At 40.1% G+C, this 20,338-nt stretch carries 15 protein-coding genes and 1 tRNA gene; 10 read left to right on the top strand and 6 right to left on the bottom strand.

Features of this window, described 5'->3' with window-relative positions; genetic code table 11:
* Positions 1 to 2 precede the first annotated feature (2 nt).
* Both JFU56_RS13660 and orn read right to left on the bottom strand, forming a co-directional pair.
* Positions 3 to 78: transfer RNA gene (locus JFU56_RS13660), tRNA-Gly, on the bottom strand.
* Positions 79 to 217: 139 nt separating this feature from the next.
* Positions 218 to 784, bottom strand: coding sequence for an oligoribonuclease (orn, locus tag JFU56_RS13665; RefSeq protein ID WP_198437847.1), 567 nt, complete (start codon positions 782 to 784; stop codon positions 218 to 220).
* A 129-nt stretch (positions 785 to 913) separates the two neighbouring features.
* Here orn and rsgA point away from each other — a divergent pair, with 129 nt between their 5' ends.
* The 4 genes from rsgA (at position 914) to mscM (ending at position 7,446) form a co-directional block, all read left to right on the top strand.
* Positions 914 to 1,954: a small ribosomal subunit biogenesis GTPase RsgA gene (rsgA, locus tag JFU56_RS13670; protein WP_198437848.1), complete on the top strand. Its 1,041-nt coding sequence runs from the start codon at positions 914 to 916 to the stop codon at positions 1,952 to 1,954.
* Between the two features lie 179 nt (positions 1,955 to 2,133).
* Positions 2,134 to 2,994 carry an archaetidylserine decarboxylase gene (asd, locus tag JFU56_RS13675; protein WP_198437849.1) on the top strand — a complete coding sequence of 287 codons (861 nt, stop codon included), beginning with the start codon at positions 2,134 to 2,136 and terminating at the stop codon, positions 2,992 to 2,994.
* A gap of 190 nt (positions 2,995 to 3,184) precedes the next feature.
* On the top strand, positions 3,185 to 4,042 hold the full coding sequence (locus JFU56_RS13680; RefSeq protein WP_198437850.1) for a DMT family transporter: 858 nt from the start codon (positions 3,185 to 3,187) through the stop codon (positions 4,040 to 4,042).
* A 71-nt stretch (positions 4,043 to 4,113) separates the two neighbouring features.
* On the top strand, positions 4,114 to 7,446 hold the full coding sequence (gene mscM, locus JFU56_RS13685; protein WP_198437851.1) for a miniconductance mechanosensitive channel MscM: 3,333 nt from the start codon (positions 4,114 to 4,116) through the stop codon (positions 7,444 to 7,446).
* 124 nt (positions 7,447 to 7,570) lie between these two features.
* Here the strand turns inward: mscM and epmA are convergent, their stop codons facing one another.
* On the bottom strand, positions 7,571 to 8,545 hold the full coding sequence (epmA, locus tag JFU56_RS13690; protein WP_198437852.1) for an elongation factor P--(R)-beta-lysine ligase: 975 nt from the start codon (positions 8,543 to 8,545) through the stop codon (positions 7,571 to 7,573).
* A 211-nt stretch (positions 8,546 to 8,756) separates the two neighbouring features.
* On the bottom strand, positions 8,757 to 9,323 hold the full coding sequence (gene efp / locus JFU56_RS13695; RefSeq protein ID WP_198437853.1) for an elongation factor P: 567 nt from the start codon (positions 9,321 to 9,323) through the stop codon (positions 8,757 to 8,759).
* A gap of 44 nt (positions 9,324 to 9,367) precedes the next feature.
* Here efp and epmB point away from each other — a divergent pair, with 44 nt between their 5' ends.
* Positions 9,368 to 10,381 carry an EF-P beta-lysylation protein EpmB gene (gene epmB / locus JFU56_RS13700; protein ID WP_198437854.1) on the top strand — a complete coding sequence of 338 codons (1,014 nt, stop codon included), beginning with the start codon at positions 9,368 to 9,370 and terminating at the stop codon, positions 10,379 to 10,381.
* A gap of 96 nt (positions 10,382 to 10,477) precedes the next feature.
* On the opposite strand, the gene JFU56_RS13705 is transcribed toward epmB, so the two are convergent.
* Positions 10,478 to 11,773 (bottom strand): NAD(P)/FAD-dependent oxidoreductase, encoded by a 1,296-nt coding sequence (locus JFU56_RS13705; protein WP_198437855.1) that lies wholly within the window; start codon positions 11,771 to 11,773, stop codon positions 10,478 to 10,480.
* 292 nt (positions 11,774 to 12,065) lie between these two features.
* On the opposite strand from JFU56_RS13705, the gene JFU56_RS13710 reads away from it, so the two are divergent.
* The 5 genes from JFU56_RS13710 (at position 12,066) to JFU56_RS13730 (ending at position 17,945) form a co-directional block, all read left to right on the top strand.
* Positions 12,066 to 12,416 carry a hypothetical protein gene (locus JFU56_RS13710; protein WP_019439638.1) on the top strand — a complete coding sequence of 117 codons (351 nt, stop codon included), beginning with the start codon at positions 12,066 to 12,068 and terminating at the stop codon, positions 12,414 to 12,416.
* A gap of 548 nt (positions 12,417 to 12,964) precedes the next feature.
* Positions 12,965 to 14,212 (top strand): OmpP1/FadL family transporter, encoded by a 1,248-nt coding sequence (locus JFU56_RS13715; RefSeq protein WP_198437856.1) that lies wholly within the window; start codon positions 12,965 to 12,967, stop codon positions 14,210 to 14,212.
* Positions 14,213 to 14,788: 576 nt separating this feature from the next.
* Positions 14,789 to 16,009 (top strand): OmpP1/FadL family transporter, encoded by a 1,221-nt coding sequence (locus JFU56_RS13720; RefSeq protein ID WP_198437857.1) that lies wholly within the window; start codon positions 14,789 to 14,791, stop codon positions 16,007 to 16,009.
* Between the two features lie 175 nt (positions 16,010 to 16,184).
* On the top strand, positions 16,185 to 16,820 hold the full coding sequence (locus JFU56_RS13725; RefSeq protein ID WP_198437858.1) for a TetR/AcrR family transcriptional regulator: 636 nt from the start codon (positions 16,185 to 16,187) through the stop codon (positions 16,818 to 16,820).
* A 141-nt stretch (positions 16,821 to 16,961) separates the two neighbouring features.
* A complete protein-coding gene (locus tag JFU56_RS13730; protein WP_198437859.1) occupies positions 16,962 to 17,945 on the top strand; it encodes an MDR family oxidoreductase in 984 nt (327 codons plus the stop codon).
* 106 nt (positions 17,946 to 18,051) lie between these two features.
* Here the strand turns inward: JFU56_RS13730 and JFU56_RS13735 are convergent, their stop codons facing one another.
* Entirely contained in the window at positions 18,052 to 20,046 is a 1,995-nt protein-coding gene (locus JFU56_RS13735) for a bifunctional UDP-sugar hydrolase/5'-nucleotidase (protein WP_198437860.1), read from the bottom strand.
* Between the last annotated feature and the right edge of the window lie 292 nt (positions 20,047 to 20,338).

Below are 20,338 nucleotides of genomic sequence, written 5' to 3' on the forward strand. Positions count from 1 at the left end.
ATTGGAGCGGTACAAGAGGCTCGAACTCTTGACCTCAACCTTGGCAAGGTTGCGCTCTACCAACTGAGCTAGTACCGCATATCATCTTAGGTGCCGAATTATATAGAACCGACTGGTTTTTGCAAGCATAGAGCTAGGCTTTATTATAAATAAGCCTTATATTGCTGAATGTTTGGACTATAAGGTTGTAAAATTATCCAACCAGTCGTTTGACTGCTTAAATTTTAAACATATGTTGGCGATAATGCTGTAATTCACCAATTGATTCGCGAATATCATCCAGTGCTAAATGCAAACCTTGTTTATGAAAACTTGATACCACCTCAGGGCACCAACGGCGACCTAATTCTTTAATCGTGCTCACATCAACATTACGGTAATGGAAATAATCATTCAATTCCGTCATATATTTAACTAAGAAACGACGATCTTGACCAATACTGTTACCACACAATGGTGATTTACCAGCCGGCACCCACTTATCTAAGAATGCTAATGTTTGCGCAACAGCCTCTTCTTCAGTGACATTACTCGCTAATACACGCCTAACCAGTCCTGAATTAGTATGATGAGTTGTACACCACTCATCCATCTTATCCAATTCGGTTTTATCTTGGTGAATAGCTAATACAGGTCCTTCTGCAAGAATGTTCAATTCACTATCAGTGACGATAGTAGCAATTTCAATGATCAAGCATTTTTCTGGATCAAGACCTGTCATTTCTAGGTCAATCCAAACTAAATTATTTTCATTAAACTGCGCAGCGTTGTCGGCAAGTTGCATAGAGGGGATCCTAATAGTTGTCGTTTAATCGTATGTTTAAGGTTATTATACCCAATCGACCTCGAAATGCGATGTACAGCAACAGCTGTACTACAATACGCTTGTTACAAATCAGGAATTAAATTACCCGTGGCTAAAAAGAAACATTTAACCCAAGGTCAAATACGTCGTGTACGTAGCAACCAGACTAAGCGTCTAGAAAAGCAAGATACTAAAGAATGGGATGACGCACTTCTCGGTAAAAAACAAGAAGGTGTGATCATTAGCCGTTTTGGTCAACATGCTGATGTAGAAGATGAGAATGGTGTAATTCACCGCTGTAATCTACGTCGTTCTATTGCAAGCTTAGTCACTGGCGACCGTGTAGTTTGGCGCTTAGGTAATGAACAGCTACAAGGCATTTCAGGTATTATCGAAGCGGTACATGAACGCAGAACGGTATTAACCCGTCCTGATTTCTACGATGGTATTAAACCTATTGCTGCAAATATCGATCAAATAGTGATCGTATCTTCTGTGGTGCCTGAATTCTCAACTAATATTATCGACCGTTATATCGTCGCTGCCGAAGATGTAAAAATTCGTCCAGTGATCTTATTAAACAAAATTGATTTATTGAGCCAAGATGAATTGTTTACCATAAACCGACAATTACAAACTTACCGTGATATCGGCTATGAAGTATGGCAAGTATCTTCTCTCGAAGGTAAGGGCTTATCTGAGTTACAACATCTATTAAAAGATAATACCACTATCTTTGTTGGTCAATCAGGCGTGGGGAAATCATCACTGGTTAATGCATTAATGCCTGAACTCGATGTTGATGTAGGCGATGTATCAGAAAAGTCTGGTCTTGGTACGCACACTACAACGACAGCACGTTTATATCACTTCCCATCAGGTGGTGATTTGATTGATTCACCTGGGGTACGTGAATTTTCACTTTGGCACATGAAACCAGAAGAGATCGCGAACGGCTTTATTGAATTCCGTGATTTCTTAGGTGAATGTCGTTTCCGTGATTGTAAACATAAGAACGATCCAGGTTGTGCACTCCAAGATGCGATAAAACAAGGTAAGATCAAAAAAGTACGCTTTGATAACTACCTACGCATCTTAGAAACTATGCTAGATAACCGCCCGACTCGTCATGTGCCAGTACGTAAATAACTGATTTATATAAATGTCATATGACAATCATATCGCAGTTACCTTGCTATTATAAAAGAGCAAGGTAACGATTAACTGATTAAAATCATCACGCTAATTCTGACAACAATAGTCAAAGTTGTTACAATAGCGTTAATTCTATTTAATTATCACTATTCAACTATTTAAGAGGCTCTCAGGTGCTAGACAAGCTTAAAGTTATTGCCCAATATTGCTTTCCTCAACACGGTTTATCTCGTCTTATTGGTTTATTTGCTGCCGGCGCGCATGGCAAAGTAACCACTAATGTGATCACGTGGTTTATCAAGCGTTACAATGTCAACATGGATGAAGCAAAGCATTCAGATCCTGCACACTTCCAAACATTTAACGACTTCTTTACCCGTGAATTAAAAGAAGGCGTGCGCCCAATCAATGCTGACGACAACATGTTATGCCAACCAGTAGATGGTGCAGTTAGCCAAGCAGGTCCTATTACGCAAGGTCGTATTGTGCAAGCTAAAGGTCATGACTATAGTGTTTGCGAATTATTAGGTGGCGATCGTCAACTAGCGAACAAATTTGAAGACGGTGACTTCGCGACGGTTTATCTGTCGCCACGTGATTACCACCGTATTCACATGCCAATTACTGGTACGTTAAAAGAAATGATTTTTGCACCTGGTGATCTGTTTTCAGTTAATCCACTAACGGCGCAAAATGTACCAAATCTATTTGCGCGTAACGAACGTGCTATCGCTATCTTTGATACTGAAGTTGGCCCGTTTGCAATGGTATTAGTTGGTGCCACAATCGTTGCTTCAATTGAGACAATCTGGCACGGCACAGTGGCACCGTCGAAGAATAAAGAGATCGTACGCTGGACGTATGAAAACCAAGCGCCAATCGTTATCGAAAAAGGCGCAGAAATGGGTCGCTTTAAACTTGGTTCGACTATTGTTGCCGTGTTTGCTAAAGACGCGATTGAATTTGTTGATGAACTACAGCCAACAACGCCAACGATAATGGGTGAAGCATTCGCTCGTATCAAAGCTAAATAAGCAAGTCTATTAGCTCGATTAACCCGTTATACAGCATGCTATAACGGGTTAGATTACTGCTCCCACTGACATTCGATAATTAGCACTCAGCACTAAATGCCTCTATAACCAAAACACCAATATCGACAATAAAACCATTACTCATAATGCCAATTGATCTGGCTACCAATTGCAAGGATGTAAGCAATTCATGGAACAACGTAAACAAGGCCTTTGGGCACTTCATTCTGCAACACTGTTACTTGGTGGCACCACCTTATTTTCCAAGCTCATATCATTAAGCGCCCTTGATATCACAATTATCCGTTGTGTTATTGCGGCGACAGTTCTGTGTTTATTACTAAAAGTAACCAAACAGCGATTGCGATTAAATACCTTCGCTGACTATGGGTGGGCGCTATTATTAGCGGCATTAGTAGGTGCGCATTGGGTAACCTTCTTTCTCGGCATGCAATTGTCAACGATTGCGATAGGTCTAATCGCTTTCTATACTTATCCTGTGATGACGGTGTTTTTAGAACCCCTGTTTAATAAAGAAAAAATTCAATCTCAGGATATTATTTCGGCATGTGTGGTATTAATCGGCATTAGTTTATTAGTACCAGAACTGTCATTAGAGAATGAAGTTACGTTAGGGATTATCAGCGGTATTAGCTCTGCATTTCTGTTTACTTTAAGGAATATCCTCTACAAACGTAAGCTCTCACATTACAGTGGTCCCCACACAATGTTTTATCAAACATTATTAACCGCGTGTATGCTTTCACCTTTTTTGGGTGTAGAATTAGCGGCTATAAATAATGACAATTGGACGTTATTAGTTGTGTTAGGAATTTGCTTTACCGCAATGCCACACACATTACTAGTAACAGCATTACGTTACCTAAAAGCTAAAACAGTGGGTCTTATCTCCTGTTTACAGCCACTTTACGGTACTTTGCTCGCGATCCCTTTTTTAGCTGAAATACCCAATACTGCTACCATCACCGGTGGTGTACTCGTGGTGTCAGCCGCCCTTTTTGAAACATGGAATGCAGGAAAGAAATAGGTCCAAGTAACGCGATTTGACTACGGATAGCTTTAAATCAACCGCGTTATCAATGGTACTTATGAAATATTATGATGACTAAAAATTATGTAGTGTTACTTATTCTATTTTCATTATTTATTACACCTGTGCAAGCACAACTGAGTTATGGTGAAGCGCAGCTTGATAACACGATCTCTCAGCTGCAAGAGCTCGAACTTACGCCGTCGGTTAAATTACAGATCAAGCACTATGAGCAAGCCTTAAAGGATCTGAGCGAAGATACTAAGGCACGTCAAACGGCAAACCGCTATCAAAAAATAATTGATGATTTTCCCGCCACCTCCCAAGCTTTAAGAACGGCCATATCAGATTATCAGCCAACTATTTTCCCCGATGCAAGTGACTGGCCATTAAATAAAATTGAACGCGAGATTGGTCGAAGAAATTCGAATCAAACAGAATTAAAACAGCAGCAACAGGCGCGTAGCAGCGAACTCACTACGATAGGTATTAGGATCAGCTCGTTTCAGACTGATATCGAACGCTTACGTACTAAATTGGCCAGCGCCCAAAAAGAACATGATAAATTAGTCGGAAACAGTGACTCGAACTTAAACGATGAGCAGGAATCATTGCGTATCGGCCTGCAAATCAAGCAATCGTCACTATCGACCCAGATCCACATGTTAGAACTGGAACAACTCAGTGCCAGTAACCGCAGTGAATTAGCGCAACTAAATCGACGCTTAGGGCTGCTAAAACAAAAAGACATTAGCCACTACTTAGCGACATTAACCGAACTGCGTAACATTATATTACGTAAAGAAACCGAAGACGCGATCGCACGCAGTAAACAGATCAATGACTCATCACTGATTAGCTCACCGTTTTTACAACTGCAGCTGGAAATAAACCAAGAACTCTCGAACGAACTAGAAAGAGTTTCAGCTAAAAATGAAACGATTCAAACCAAACAACAAGAGGTGTCGCAACAAGTCGACGCGCTCACGACCACTTTAATTAACTTTAATGAGCAAGTTGAATGGTTAAAAATCAGTTCTGCATTTGGAGAGAACTTACGTGCTCAAGTCAGTAGTTTACCAGCAGAGCCACCGCTAGAAAAACTAGAAGAAGAGATCGTCGAAAGCCGCTTATCTCGTTTTCGCTATCAGAAAATGCTCACGCAATTAGACAGTTTACCGTTAACAACAAAGCCACTAACAGCTGAAGAAGAGACCAGTTTGTTACGCTTTATTGAGTTACGTCGACTGTTACTTAGCAAATTGATTTCGAGCTTAGATAATCATATCTACGAACAAGCAAAATTAAAAGTCAGCTACAGCAAAATGAATAGCACCCTAGTGCAGATTAAACAGCAAGCTGATGAGCACTTGTTTTGGGTGCCAAATATCCCCTTACTCGGTACACAAAGTATTACTGAACTCTTTTCAAGTATGCTTTGGCTTACGTCCATTGAGAACAGTATTACTATCCCCCAAGCTTTGTTTTCTTCACCATTAACAGCGTTGAGCTTGGCGACATTACTCATTTTAGGTTTGTTCTATTTAGGCACCCCGCTGAACAAGTATTTTACCAAGCATATTGCCGATACGTCTCCAAAAGTAGGCAAAGTAACCCAGGACAAGTTCGTTTATACTCTGCGTAATCTTGCCTTTTCAGCCGCCGACGCACTCATTTTACCACTCTCACTCTTTATCATTACCAAGTTATTAATAAATGCATGGCAGTATCCCTTTGCCGTTAATATGGGGCATGCAATACAAGATTCACTCTTTTTATTAGTCATCTATTTATTCATGCGTAACCTGACTCGCCATAAAGGCTTACTGCAGATCCACTTGAAAATAGATAAGGCCCGCATTGCTAAAATTTGGGGCTACTACCAAGTGCTGTTCTTCATCTCTTGGCCTTCTTACATCATCCAAGTACTTTGCTACCGATATCCTGAACAAGCATATGATGGTTCACTCGGCCGCCTTGCGTTCATCATAACTTGTGGTGCCTTGGTACAATTTTATTACCGTTTGTACCGTGAAAAATTACCTCTGACCTACAAGCAAAAGAATAATGGTAAACCACATATTGTCCATCACACCATCTGGACCATATTTATCATGGCGCCAATTGCCTCTGCGATCATGGCTATCATGGGTTACTTATATACTGCACAAGTATTGCTAAAACAAATGGAGTCCTCGCTATTAATGGGGCTGTTATTTTTATTAACGTATTACTTAATTCGTCGTGGTATGCATTTGCAAAAACGCCGTTTAGCGTTTGAACGAGCGAAAGCAAAACGTATTGATATTATTGCGCAGCGTGTTAAAGAAGTTGAAAAAGGTGGACAGAATAGCAGTCAAGAAAGTCACTTTGACATTGAAGAACCAGAGATCGATTTAGATCAAATCAGTGCCCAATCACTGGGGTTATTACGCACCTTGTTAACGCTGTTATTTGTCGCGTTAAACGCCCTATTTTGGTCTGAGATTCAAAGCGCCTTTATCTTTTTAGACACGGTGACATTATGGGATGCGTCTAATACCTCAAATGGGATTGAATATGTTGATCCCATCACCTTAAAAAGTTGTCTATTAGCACTGATTATTTTTGTACTTACCTTGGTACTCATACGTAATTTATCAGGTGCACTGGAACTGTTAATTTTACAGCATTTAGATCTCTCTCCGGGTACCGGTTTTGCGATCACGACCTTAGCCAAATACATGACTATCTCGATTGGTTTTGTGGTTGGTTTTAACTTCTTAGGGGTTGATTGGGCGAAAACCCAATGGTTAGTCGCCGCGTTAACCGTCGGTTTAGGTTTTGGTCTACAAGAGATTTTTGCCAACTTCGTTTCCGGTTTAATCATCTTATTTGAAAAACCGATCCGTATTGGTGATACCGTGACAATCCGTGATTTAACGGGCAGCATCAGTAAAATTCAAACCCGAGCGACGACGATTGTCGATTGGGATAGAAAAGAAATCATTGTGCCGAATAAAGCCTTTATTACCGAGCAATTTATTAACTGGTCATTATCTGATTCTATTACGCGCGTGATCATTAATATTGGCGTGGAATTTAATTCTGATATTGAGTTAGTCACCAAACTGCTATTAGAAAGTGCCGAAGAGAATAGCTTAAGCTTAGATAACCCTAGTCCGGAAGTATTCTTTATTGAATTTGCTCAACATGCACTACGCTTTGAAGTACGTTGTTATGTATCAGAAATGGGCCATCGTTTAACCATGACTCATGAATTGAATACGCGCATCACCCATGTCTTTAAAGAACACAATATTCGCATTGCATTACCGCAATTAGATTTGCGCGTAAAAGATGGTTTTAAAGTCAGTGACAGTAGCCATATCATGAGTATGAAGAAAGGCAGCTTACGATAAACAGCTCTTGAGCTAGCACTCGCAATTCGACTTAAAATAGAAATAGAAATAGAAATAGAAAGGATGAGTAAATACGATTTAGCGTCAATCGCTAACGTACTCATCCTTTCTTTTTTAACCCCTCTTAAGCCCTAGGGGTAGGAAAGGCAATAACCTCATCAAGGCTATTTGCGCCCATCGTTAACATCACTAGTCGATCGATACCTAGCGCCACGCCGGCACAATCAGGAAAACCAGCTGTAAGCGCATCAATCAGATGATAGTCGATAGGTTGTTCGGGTAAATCCATCGTCTTACGCTTAGTATTATCGGCTTTAAAGCGTCTTAACTGCTCTTTAGCATCAGCGAGTTCATGAAAGCCATTCGCTAATTCAATCCCTTTAAAATACACCTCAAAGCGCTCTGCGACGCGTGTATCTTGCGGGCTAATGCGCGCCAATGCCGCTTGCGATGCAGGGAAATCATAAATAAAGCACGGTACGTCTTGGCCTACTTGACTCTCGACACCAACGTAAAATAATAATTGTAAAATAGTATCGCGATCAGGTTCATTCTCTAATACGTCATAAACCCCGTACGGTTTTGCCGCTTGACGTAATTCATCCATCGTCGCGGTTAACGGATCCAGCTGTAAAAATTGCTTAAACGCATTTTGATAAGTGAAACGCTGCTCTTTACCTGTACTTAATACCAAAGTCAGTAACTCTGACATTTCATCCATCAATTGAAAATGGTCAAAACCAATACGATACCATTCCAGCATAGTGAATTCAGGATTATGGTGGCGGCCAGCTTCTTCATTACGGAATGATTTACTCATCTGGTAAATACAGCCACTGCCTGCTGCTAGCAATCTTTTCATGTGAAATTCAGGGGACGTCTGCAGATATAAGGACAGACCTTGGCTGTAACCGGGGCCAACAAATTCCGTGCTAAATGCATCTAAATGTACATCGGTCACCGCAGCTTGACTCATCGCAGGCGTATCAACTTCTAGTACATCACGTGTCGCAAAGAACTGACGGATGCTATTTAATACCGATGCTCGCGCACGTAGCGCAGTAAAACTTGCACTCGGCTGCCAATTTAATTCACTCATATCCACTCCGGTTATCATAACCTAAAAAAGTAATGCTATTCATCATCTGCATAGCCCTAATTAAAGACCGCCGATTTACGTTGATTCATATTATCGGTATTACTTTTACGTCTTTAAATGGGCATTTTATGGTTTGCCAAAAACTAAAATGCCAGTCAAAGACTGGCATTTTATTGTTCATAAACACTAATAGAGTTAGCGTATAATCAACTTATTTAACACGACCAACATATTCGCCAGTACGTGTATCAACTTTAACTACTTCACCAATTTGGATGAATAGTGGTACGCGTACAACGGCACCAGTAGTCAATGTTGCAGGTTTACCACCTGTACCCTGTGTATCGCCTTTTAGGCCTGGATCTGTTTCTGTTACTTCCAATTCAACAAAGTTTGGTGGTGTAACAGCAATTGGGTTATCGTTCCACGTCGTAATTACGCAGATATCTTGTTCAACTAACCATTTAGCCGTATCGCCAACTGCTTTTACGTCAGCTTCAACTTGCTCAAACGATTCATTGTTCATAAAATGGAAGTATTCGCCATCGTTATATAGATACGCTAATTCTACTTCCATTACGTCTGCTGCTTCAACAGTTTCACCAGACTTAAATGTTTTTTCTAGAATTTTACCAGAAACTAAACGACGAACTTTAACGCGATGAAATGCTTGGCCTTTACCTGGTTTTACATGATCATGTTCCATAATAGAGCAAGGCTCATTATCAAGCATGAATTTTAAACCGCCTTTAAAATCACTGGTTTTGTATGTTGCCATGTTATCCTCATGAAAAAATAGATTTCAATAATTAGAGTTCAATAATGCCGCAAATGATAACCCGAAATGGAGCAAATATGCAGGAAAATTGGAAAAAAGACTTAGCAAGTGCCATTTCAGATCCCAGAAAGCTACTTTTTATACTAGAACTTTCCGAGACAGCTTTCCAAGCAGATTTTGCGGCAAGGCAGTTATTCCCTATGCGCGTGCCACAATCGTTTGTGGATCGCATGGAAAAAGGTAACCCTAAAGACCCACTGTTTTTGCAAGTCATGCCCAAACAGCAAGAGTTCATCCAAAAAGCCGGATTCGTTAAAGATCCGCTTGATGAGCATGAATCTGTGGTACCTGGATTACTGCACAAATACACCAACCGGGTACTGTTTATTGTCCGTGGTGGTTGTGCGATCAACTGCCGTTATTGTTTCCGTCGTCACTTCCCTTATCAAGACAATAGTAATAACAAGCATGAATGGCAACAAGCGATTGACTATATTCGCTCTAAACCCGAGATCATTGAAGTTATTTTCAGTGGCGGTGATCCGCTCATGGCCAATGATGATCAACTCGGTTGGTTGGTTGAACAATTAGAACAGATCCCACACCTTAAGCGTTTGCGTATACATACGCGCTTACCCGTGGTGATGCCTAGCCGCGTAACAGATGAATTCGTGACTCTGTTAAAACAATCGAGTTTACGCTGTAGCGTGGTATTACACATCAACCACCCGAATGAGTTAGCCGCAGAACTACCCGTTGCATTAGCGAAACTCACCAGTGCTGGGATCAGCTTATATAATCAGGCGGTATTACTGGCTGACATTAATGATAATGCCGATGATTTAGTGGAATTACATGAGCGTCTGTTTGATAACCGTATTCAGCCTTATTACTTACATGTGTTAGATAAAGTCGAAGGAGCTAGTCACTTTGAAGTACCGGAAGCCAAAGCCGTCGCATTAATGAATGAACTACTATTACGGTTACCAGGATTTTTAGTACCTAAATTAGTACGTGAGATTGGCGGTGAGAAAAGTAAAACGCCTATTTCTATTTAGCATCCGCTAGCCATTCATAAAATTCATGCAAAAAAAAGGAATGACCGCAAAGTCATTCCTTCTAATCGTCTTATGTTTTATGACCTAAATAACAATCTAATGTAATTTAAGTGTTGGGCGTAATACGCGGTTTAAACTACCAACCAACATCATCAAGCCTGTTTTCACATAACCGTGTAAGGCAATTTGGTGCATGCGATATAGTGAAATATACACCATTCTAGCAATACGACCTTCAACCATCATACTACCTTTAGTTAGGTTCCCCATCAGGCTACCCACAGTACTAAAGCTACTTAACGACACCAATGAACCATGATCATGATAGACAAATGATTTTAATGTTGAACCACCTTGCATCAGCGTCATGATATTTTTAAATGCTACCGTCGCCATTTGATGTGCAGCTTGCGCACGCGGCGGTACAAATGAACCATCAGCTTGTGCGCACGATGCTAAATCGCCAATCACAAAAATACTGTCATCACGGCTTGCTTGTAAACTACCTTTAACCACGATCTGGTTAATACGGTTGGTTTCTAGGCCTGCAATATCTTTCATAAAGTCTGGCGCTTTAATGCCCGCAGCCCATACCATTAATGACGCAGGGATTTGTTCACCATCTTTAGTCACCAAACCTTCACTGTTCGCTTCCGTCACCATGGTTTCGGTGCGAACATCAACACCAATTTTAGTTAATTCATGGTGCGCGGCAGCGGAAATACGCGCTGGTAATGCCGGTAAAATACTTTTGCCTGCTTCTACTAGCGTTACGTTTAACGATTCTTGGTTTACATTGGTAAAACCATAAGCCGATAACTGTGATGCGGTATTGTGTAATTCAGCTGAAAGTTCAACACCCGTTGCACCCGCGCCAACGATAGCGATGTTAACTTTGGCATCTTTATTTTTGTTCGCGCCATGCAATAAAAATGCATTTAACAATTCTTTATGGAAACGGTGTGCTTGGTCTGGGCTATCCAAGAAAATGCAGTTGTCTTTAACACCTTTAGTATTAAAGTCATTACACATACTACCAATCGCCAATACTAAGTAATCGTATTGTAAAGTACGCTCAGCAATTAACAATTCGTCACAGTCATTATACAAAGGTGCAATAGTCACGGTTTTCGTTTCACGGTCTAAACCTGAAAAACTACCTAGCTGAAAATCAAAACCTTGATTCTTCGCGTGTGCCGCATAACTTAATGCATCAATACCAGTATCCAGTGAACCCGTTGCAACTTCATGTAATAACGGTTTCCACAGGTGGGTTTTATTACGATCAACCAGCGTAATGCTCGCTTTACCTTTTTTACCCAATTTACGACCCAGTTGCGTAGCAAGCTCAAGGCCACCAGCACCGCCTCCGATCACAAGAATTTTTTTCATCTTAGTACGTCCTCATAGATATATCAGTTAACCGTACTCAAACAGCCCTTTATCATGGCAGTTTCAATGACAGTTAACTGATACAACTAAGCAGATGCTTATCTTGTCACTCATTCCATTGACTGAGTATTAAAGCATGATTTTGAGGTTTAGATCTAGCAAAATTGAGCTGGATCACATTTAGCGAATCAATATATAAGCACCCTGCATTTAATATATATAAAAATGTGATATCCAATCGAGTTCAAGATGCTTATAATACCGACCCATTTATTGATAAGAGCCCAGCGCAATGACAAATCAACAACTTCACGAACAGCTAACCGCACAGCTTAAAGGCTTTTACCACCCAGCGATTGAGGCTGATGAGTTTCTAACGTTATTAAGCAAACGTAAAATGGGTAAATTTAGCGCTATCTTTGCGGCTGATAGTGGCTTTAAAGCAAATTCAAATCGATTCTTACCTTATATGGAAGAGTTAGTTGACGATCAGCAAGCATTACCAAAAACTGATGAAGATGGGTTTGATGTGGCAATCGCAACATTCCTAGGTAAGTTACAGCAAATGCATACTGTACTTGGTCAATTCTCAGAGCAATTAAAAGAGAAGAAACAGAGTAAACCAAGTAATATTGGTGAATAGCACTACCAGATAAATCGACAAATCATGGCATTATTTAATGCCTAATTGACGATAAAAAGAAAAGCGGCATTAGCCGTTTTTTTAACTTTGTAAATTAACGTCAGCATTAGTATCTAAATAAATAACATAGGTTTACACATTATAGGTTGATGTTTGTAAAAAATAGTTAAAAAACCTATTCCCCATAAAGATCATAGAGTTACAACTCTACAGAAAAATTATTTCGATAAATATTTTTAATCAACATTAAATATGAATAAACTGTATTTACAAATAACAATACCCCCCGCCAAAAAACCAATAAAACTATTAAATAACAGACCATTAGCATTAATCACCATTTCAATTCCGTATTATAAATACAATTTAAACCTCAAACAATAAATAGCAAAAATGAACTTTTTATAATTCACATTATAAAAACATATTTACGATTTAACTCTAAAGGAATAGATTTTTCATCAACGTTAAAACAACCTAAATACAGGCTGTTGTCATTCATTAATCAATATATTCAGAATTAAATGTTTAATTAACAGGTGGGAACCATGAGAATAAATAAAGTCGCTTTTGCTATTACAACGTTACTTGCAGCCAGCCAGGTTCATGCAGCAGGTTTTCAAATTAACGAGCATTCGGCATCAGGTTTAGGCCGTGCATTTGCTGGTGAAGCTGCAATTGGCGACAATGCAGCATCGTTAGCACGTAACCCAGCATTAATGGCGACTTTTAAACGTGCGCAACTGTCTGTTGTTGGTACCTATGTTGCACCGGATGTGAATATCACAGGTCAAGATGAAGGATTTGCTAATATCGGTGGTTCCGCAGAAGCAAATAGTGCTAGTGATGTAGCCCCTTCTGCCGTTGTTCCTGCTATGTATTATGTGCAACCAATCAATGATGAATGGGCATTTGGCTTAGCCATGTACTCTAACTTTGGTACAGGTACTGAATATGCTGATGACTATCGTAATAATACAGCCGCTGGTACCACACATATTGTCACTGCAACATTCAACCCAAATATCTCTTATCGTATTAATGAACAATTCAGTATTGGTGCAGGTGTTAGCGCAATTTACACCACTGCGGAACTAAAAAGAAGCTTGCATATTTTGAATGGTACACCTCAATTAAGTGTGGCTGAAATGGAGGGTGATGGTATTAACTTTGGCTGGAATGTCGGCGCACTCTATGAAGTAAATGAAAACCATCGCTTTGGTATTAGCTATAAGCACAGCTCAAAAATGGATCTAGAAGGTGAGTATAAAGGGTCAGAGTCAAACTGGGAAACCATTGACGGTACCATGAATAACACTCTGCCAGCTATTTTGGAGCTTTCCGGTTATCATAAACTAACCAATCAACTTGCCGTATCCTATAGCTGGCAATACACCACTTGGTCTGATTTTGGTGATATCGTAGCCCACGATTTAGATGGTAAAGAAGTATTAAAAAAAGAAGAAAATTTCAATAATTCAAGTCGCTACTCTATAGGTACTGAATACTATGCAACAGAGAACCTAACTCTACGTGCTGGTTACGCTTATGATGAACAAGCTGCAGATCCGACTTTAAGTATCCCCGATTCAGATCGCCAATGGTATACAGCAGGTATGACATACAAAGCAACAAAATCTCTATCTTTTGACCTAGCAGCAGCCTTCGTTGCGGGTAAAGAAGTAACTTTCGACGAAGTCATTCCAGGTGCAGATCCTAGTCTTGATAGGACTAAAACATTTACCTCTAATGGTGATGCCTGGTTATACTCAGCGCAGTTAAACTACAGCTTCTAATCTCTCGAAATTAAAAGTATATACCAATGCCATCCACCTTATTGGATGGCATATTCATTTAGTGCCCCACCTAAGAACATAAAAATTCGTCCAAAATTAATAATCCCCTCAAATAAACATGCCATTAATAAAATATAAAGTTCAAAAAAACCATAATAAACATTATAGATACCTCTAAATATATAATTTTTTGTTATAAAGGCCAAAAAAAACGCTATTTTATAGAGTCTTAGCTCTACAAATGTACACGCTACTTAGTAACATTTTAAATATTTGCAAACAGATCCGATCAGTTTTTTTAAAGCCTTTTATAAAACATGAAAAATACGTATTTATTATTAAATAACAAACACTTAAATGTTAATGTTAAGTAAATAAAACGTTTGTTAATCAAATGTTGGACTCTATAAAGTATTAGGGAATTAGACACCTAGTCATAAAAAGCTATAAAAATGTCTTTACGATCTAATACGAAAGGCTTAGATTTCAATACAAGATTTACAGGGCATTTAGAAAGTTCATTTTATTTGACCCTAATATCACATTCATAAATTCTAATTTTATATGGCGGTTTACATGAGAATTAATAAAGTTGCTCTAGCAGTTACAGCATTACTTGCAGCAAGCCAAGTTCACGCAGCAGGTTTCCAGGTTAGTGAACATTCAGCATCAGGTCTAGGCCGCGCATTCGCTGGTGAAGCAGCAATCGGCGATGATGCAGCATCACTTGCTCGTAACCCTGCATTAATGGCAACTTTTGATAAAGCGCAACTTTCAGTTGTAGGTTCTTATGTATCGCCAGAAATTGATGTTACAAGCGATACAGCAGGAAACGCAAATGACGTAGCGCCAGCACAAGCAGTTCCGGCTATGTACTACATCCAGCCAATTAATGATCAATGGGCTGCAGGTCTAGCTGTTTACTCTAATTATGGTACTGGTACTGAATATCCAGATGGATATAATGGCACGATTGCAGGTACAACACATATCGTATCGGTTAACTTTAATCCAAACATTTCTTATCGTGTAAACGATGAATTAAGCTTCGGCGCAGGCGTGAGCTTAGTTTATGCAACAGCTGAATTAAAGCGACACGCTGGTTCTATAGATAACAACGTTGCTAATATGGAAGGTGATGGTTACGGTTTCGGTTGGAACGTTGGTGCATTATATGAAATCAATAAAAATAACCGTTTAGGTATTAGCTATAAATCAAAGGTTAAAACTGAACTTGAAGGTGATTACACAGGTTCATCAACTGCTACAGGCCTTAATCCTTTTGGAGAGCAAAATACTGTTGATGGTACTTTAGACATTAACTTACCTTCAATTTTAGAAGTATCTGGTTATCACAAATTAAGCGATAAATTCGCAGTCTCATACAGCTGGCAGTACACAACCTGGTCTGATTTTGGTGATATCGAAGCGGAAGGTGCAGATTGCAACGATGTAATTGGCGGCGGTGGTCAAGGTGTTTGTTTAATTAAAGAAGAAGATTTCAGTAACTCAAGCCGTTATGCTGTTGGTGGTGAATATTACCTTTCAGAAGCTATCACATTACGTGCGGGTTACGCACTGGATGAGCAAGCTGGCGAATCAACACTGGCAATACCTGATACAGATCGTCACTGGTATACTGCAGGTGTGACATATAAAGCATCACAAGCACTATCATTTGATTTCGCTGCAGCCTTAGTTGCAGGTAAAGAAATTACTTTTGTAGAAAGTAATCAAACATTCACTTCAAGTGGCGATGCGTACATCTACTCAGCACAAATGAACTACAGCTTCTAATCCAAGCTTAATTCAGCTTTTCATTAAGCAGTTCAACTTTGTATTAAAAAGACAGCCTCGGCTGTCTTTTTTGTTTTCTGATCAAAATCAACAAAGATCCTGTTTAAGGATCTTTCTTACATCTACGCATTGCAATTAATTAGACGCTCGGTCTATAATCAGCGTTATGGAAAATATGACAGGCATTAAAGCTAAACCTCGCCGAGGTAGGCCACCAAAAGTAGCCCGTGAAAATACCGATACCCGCGCAGTGTTAATTCGCAGTGGTGTAGAAGTTCTAACAGAGAGTGGCTTTGCCGCTGCTGGTATCGACGGCATTTTGAAAAAGGTCGGCGTACCGAAAGGATCTTTCTATCATTACTTTAAAAGTAAGGAAGATTTTGGCCAAGCGGTCATTGATAACTATGCTAGCTATTTTGCAGCTAAACTTGATAAATGCTTATTAGATGAATCAATCGCACCATTACAGCGTATTGTAAAATTTGCCGATGGCGCCAAGCAAGGCATTATCAAATTTGAATTTAAACGTGGCTGTCTAGTAGGTAACTTAGGCCAAGAAGTGGCTATATTACCCGACAGCTATCGCCTTGTTCTGCAAAATATATTTTCCGTGTGGGAAAGTAAGATGCAAGCCTGTTTAGAGACAGCCCAGCAACAAGGCCATATCAAACAGAACATCAATTGCGGGCAACAAGCTGAATATTTTTGGATTGGTTGGGAAGGCGCTGTCATGCGTGCGCGACTCGTACAATCAGTACAACCGTTAGATTTATATATCACGACGTTTATTGCCAGTATCGCCACCAGCTAAAATAATCATAGATGCCTTGTTCTCTTGATTTCTTAATTCCTAACTTAGGAATAACGAGCAAGGCATTATTTCCAATTCACATTAGTTTTATTAAAATTTTTTACATTTAAATAGACGATCAGTCTATATTCGGAGTTAAGCATGTTTAAAGGTATTTTAATCGAAAAAAATGACGACCAATACACAGCGTCAGTACAGTCAATTGATGAATCACAACTGCCTACGGGTGATGTAAGCATTGATGTTGCTTACAGTACGCTTAACTTTAAAGACGGTTTAGCAATCACAGGGAAAGGCCCAGTTGTACGCAGCTTTCCTATGGTGCCAGGTATCGATCTTGTTGGTACAGTGACACAAAGCGACAGCGACAAATTTAAAGCTGGCGATCAAGTTTTATTAAACGGTTTCGGTGTAGGTGAAAAGCATTGGGGTGGCCTTGCAGAAAAAGCCCGCCTCAACAGTGATTGGTTAATCAAACTACCTACTGGTTTATCAGCGAAACAAGCAATGGCTATCGGTACTGCTGGTTACACTGCGATGTTATCCGTTATTGCTTTAGAGCGTCACGGCATCACTCCAGAAAAAGGCGATGTATTAGTAACTGGTGCTAACGGTGGTGTGGGCAGCTTTGCTATCACACTCTTGTCTAAACTTGGTTATAACGTTATCGCATCAACAGGCCGTCCTGAAGAAGCCGATTATCTAAAAGCATTAGGTGCATCAGAGATCATTGATCGTAATACGTTATCTGAACCAGGCCGTCCTATGGTTAAAGAGCGTTGGGCTGCAGCAGTTGATTCAGTGGGTAGCCACACTCTCACTAATGTGTGTGCAGGTCTTAAATACGGCGGTGTTGTTACTGCCTGTGGTCTAGCACAAGGTATGGATTTCCCTGCGAGTGTTGCGCCGTTTATCTTACGTGGTATTACCTTAGCAGGTATCGACAGTGTAATGCGTCCTATCGCAGACAGAGAAGAAGCGTGGGCTCGTTTAGCAGAAATCCTAACAGCTGATGACTTCACTTCTATCGGCACTGAGATCGGCTTAGAAGACGCGGTAGCAGCAGCGCATGATCTAATGGCGGGTAAAGTACGTGGTCGCGTACTGGTTAATCTACAAAAATAACGGTTTTTATTAATAATAAATAAGATCGTAAAATAACAAAAGGCGCGCCCATGCAGGGTGCGCCTTTTTCGTTATATTAAATGAATACGATTACTTTATTACCGTATTACTGTGCGCGATTAAACGTCACCACTTCATAACCTAACGGCGTTAATGTATTACGCTCACTATCAATGTAATTCATCACTGCTTGCGCATCGGTGTTACACACTGTGTTATCCGCTTTACAGTTTGGCGCATCACCTTGATAATTCACTTTGTACTTTTTACCGACCTTAGCAATGTTCTTCACTTTAAAGCCTGTTAGTTTGCCATCCACGAAAGCTAAATCAACACGTTCAGAGCTATTCTTCTGTGCTTCATACAGTGGCGTCCAACCGTCATTACCCGTAGCGTTGTAGTTGTTTAACGCGACGTTATAAGTTTTACTGTCTTCAATCGCAGTCCATAATGGCGCAGCTTCAGTGCCAGTCATCACTTCGACAAAATCAACGTTACCGGCTTTGTTAGCCACTGTTTCTGTGTAGCTATAACGAATGTGACCACCATACGGGAATTTACCTGCGTGTGAACCGGCCGCTAATGTGGCACTTACCGTATCGTTAATCAGTGTTTTAATCACTTTACCCGACACTGGAACAACTGACATAAAGTTAGCGAATGGCAGCATTTCTAACGATACGTTACCTTGACGATATTCACCCGCTTCAATGTTGGTACGAATGCCACCAGCACCGATTAAGGCAAAATCAACTTTCATGCCCGTGACTTGCTGTACTTCAACTGTATTTGCCCAGAAGTATTGGCCTTCCGCTAAAATAGGCGCGACATCAGAACCGTGTTTGTCACTACCGCGATCGCCAGGGCGACGTTCATGCTTTAATTCTACCGGTACTTGGGCAATGGTTTTACCGTACGCTTGGTCAACAGCAGGCTTGTAGTTCACATCAATACGTTGACGCATTGTCGCTTCTTCAGCAGTAATGGTGATGTTTTCTGCTTGGTCAATAAACTCAACGACACCTTGCGTAGCTGCGCTATCAAACTTCTCATCATCTTGGCGTGATGGCTTTGAATAGAACTCGTCATTGCTCAGCAATACATTGTGTCCATTACAGTTAACAATGTCGCCTTGTTGGTTAAAACTTACTTCTAAACGACCGATAGCTTGTGCGTATTCACCTGCTTGTACAACACAAGTTTGACCCATGTTATCTGGGTTTTTAACTATCTGTGCATACGTGCCGTTATTGTGTAAACCAAGATTCGTGAAGTCACCTAATAGCGTATGTGAGTGGCCGCCTACTATTAAATCGATGCCGTTTACCTTACTGGCAACATCAACATCTACCGCATTACCGATATGGGTTAATGCGATAATATTGTTCACACCTTTGGCTTTCAACATATCAACCGTTGCTTGCGCAGAGGTCACCATGTTTAAGAATTTGATATCACCAGTATTCGGCGCGATATTTGGCATGTTATCTAGTGCTAAGCCAAATACAGCGACCAAGTCTTTATCTGTTGGTAGGTTATCTAAATCGCTGATAGCCGTTTTGTTATTGCCATCAAATGCGTAAACCATGAAAGGACGTAAATTGGTTTGGTCTTTTAAATCCGCATCTTCACTGGCATCAATGTTTGCTGCCAATACCGGAAAGTTAACATCACTGATGAATTGATTAAGCTTGGTATTGTTCAAATCAAATTCATGATTACCTAATGCCATCGCATCGATACCGAACATGCTTAAGATGTCTGCATTCATCGCGCCTTCGTTCAACTTAAAGTACGCACTTCCCTGCCACGCATCACCACCGTGTAAGAATAAAAAGCTATCATCATTTTGCTGTGCTTGCTGCTTATATTCGTCAGACATGGTTTTTAAACGTGGATGACCGCCAAATTCGTTATATACAGTATCGCCGTTGGCAGTGAAGCTTGATTTAACGGGATCGAAGTTAGAATGGGTATCATTGATATGTGCAACAGTCAGATTAAAGACATCGTCTGATTGCGACGTTTGCGCGCAACCCGCTAATAATAAGGCAACTGAAACAGCGGTTAAACGTGCAGTAAGTGGTTTTGAAAACGTCATGATATTCCTTTACGGTCAGAGACTAAGGTTAAATACTTTAAGTGATGACAACTAACACCAACTAAGTTAACCGCACTATACCAATAATAAAATATCAAGCAATATATAGACTGATAGATCCGACTAAGCAGCACATAATTGCACTGATATAACGATAGCCCACAAAGTATAGGCACAAAAAAAGCCTTAACCACGATATAAACATATCAGATTAAGGCTTTTTTAATTTCTGAGGCTTAGCGTTTAATAGCTAACAGCAGAGATGTAATCACAAATTTGCGAATTACATCTC

Origin of the sequence: Moritella sp. F3, assembly GCF_015082335.1 — a bacterium.
In the GTDB taxonomy this organism is placed as follows: Bacteria; Pseudomonadota; Gammaproteobacteria; order Enterobacterales; family Moritellaceae; genus Moritella.